At 67.3% G+C, this 1909-nt stretch carries 2 protein-coding genes; both read left to right on the top strand.

Annotation, left to right across the window (positions count from 1 at the left end; translation table 11 throughout):
* The first annotated feature begins 133 nt into the window (after positions 1 to 133).
* A complete protein-coding gene (locus EN742_RS33545; protein ID WP_128333804.1) occupies positions 134 to 1258 on the top strand; it encodes an ABC transporter ATP-binding protein in 1125 nt (374 codons plus the stop codon).
* Positions 1258 to 1909: FGGY family carbohydrate kinase (locus tag EN742_RS33540; RefSeq protein WP_245492457.1), on the top strand; the 652-nt coding region annotated here is incomplete at its 3' end. The genes EN742_RS33545 and EN742_RS33540, both read left to right, overlap by 1 nt.

Below are 1909 nucleotides of genomic sequence, written 5' to 3'. Positions count from 1 at the left end.
CTGGAACGCCGGGCCAGACCGAGGGCAAGGCGCATATCGCCGTCGACAGCAAGAGCGCGCTGCTGTTCGATCATGCGAGCGGCGAGCGCATCGGCGCCAATAGGGTCGTCAATTTGCGCAGCGGAGAAGCGGCATGAGCGCCAGCGCCCTCACCATTTCCGGCGTCGACAAATTCTACGGCCCGATCGACCGCGGCGTGCATGCGGTGAAGAACCTGACGATCGGGATCGCCAGGGGCGAGATCGTGGCGCTGCTCGGCTCGTCGGGCTGCGGCAAGACCTCGACGCTGCGCATGATCGCTGGCTTCGAGGAGGTTTCGCGTGGCGAGATCGCCGTCGCCGGCCGCAAGGTGCACACACTGGCGCCGGTCAAGCGCAACGTGGCGATGGCCTTCGAGGGCTACTCGCTCTATCCGCCGCTCACCGTGCGCGAGAACATGGCCTTCGCGCTGAAGGCGGCGCGGCTTTCGAAGAGCGATGTCGACGCCAAGGTCGCCAGCATCGCCAAGTTGCTCGAGATTGAGGACATCCTCGAGCGCTATCCGAGCTCGATCTCCGGCGGCCAGCAGCAGCGCGCCAGCCTCGGCCGGGCGCTGATCCGCAACGCCGACCTGCACCTGCTCGACGAGCCGATGGGCCAGCTCGAGCCGCAGCTGCGCGCCGTGCTGCGCGGCCGTATCAAGCACTTCATCAAGGAGCGCGGCCTGACCGCGATCCTCGTCACCCACGACCAGACCGAGGCGAACGCCCTCGCCGACCGCATCGCGGTGATGGAAGGCGGCGTGCTGCAGCAGTTCGACACGCCCGACATGATCAAGCGGCGGCCGGCGAACCTGTTCACCGGCACCTTCGTCGGCGAGCCGCCGATGAATGTCTTCGAGGCCTTCGTCGGCACGGTCGCCGGCAAGATCAGCCTGAGGCTGCCCGACGGCTTGTCGCTCGACTACGACAAGGACGCCTTCAGCGGCCCGGTGCGCGACCAACTGCTTGCCCGCGAGCGCGTCGTCATCGGCGTCAGGCCCTATGCGGTACGCCGCTCGAAGGACGGCGTGCCGGCCACCGTCTCGGCCAACCAATGGCTTGGTGACCAGACCCATATCGCCGCCGATTTCGCCGGCGGCTCGCTGGTGCTGGTCGAGCATGCCCGCACCCGCCTCGAGCTAGGGGCGCCGATCAATGTCAGCATCGACCCGAAGAACCTGCACGTCTTCGACCAGGCGGACGGCAGGGCGATTTCGCACGGGATGGAGCTTGCCTGATGCGGGATGTGCTGATCGGCATCGACGCCGGCACGTCTGTCATCAAGTCCGTCGCTTTCGACAAGGCGGGCCGGCAGATCGCGGCCACCGCGCTGCCGAACCGCTACGAGACGCTGCCGGGCGGTGGCGCCGAACAGGACCTGGCGCGCACCTGGGCCGATACGGCGGTCACGCTTCGCCAGCTGGCCGACAAGGTGCCGGACCTCGCTAACCGGGTAATCACCATAGCGGTGACTGGGCAGGGCGACGGCACGTGGCTGATCGACAAGGGCGGCGAGCCAGTCGCCAAAGGCTGGCTGTGGCTCGACGCGCGCGCCGCCAGGGAGGTCGAGGAGATCCGCGCCCGGCCGGAGGACCGACTGCGCTTCGAAAAGACCGGCAGCGGGCTTGCCGCCTGCCAGCAGGGATCGCAGTTCGTCTTCATGAAACGAAACATGCCGGCAATGCTTGCCAGCGCCGCGACGGCATTCCATTGCAAGGACTGGCTCTATTTCAAGCTGACCGGCGAGCGCGCCACCGACCCTTCGGAAGGGACCTTCACCTTCGGCGATTTCCGCACGCGCGATTACTCCGACGATGTGCTCGACGTGCTCGGCGTCGCCGACCTCCGGCATTTGCTGCCGCCGATCGTCGACGGCACTAGGCAAAGCG

Source organism: Mesorhizobium sp. M4A.F.Ca.ET.020.02.1.1, from assembly GCF_004022645.1.
Taxonomy (GTDB): domain Bacteria; phylum Pseudomonadota; class Alphaproteobacteria; order Rhizobiales; family Rhizobiaceae; genus Mesorhizobium.
The sequence above is the reverse complement of the archived record's forward strand: the minus strand, read 5'-3'. Positions and strand labels throughout refer to the sequence as shown.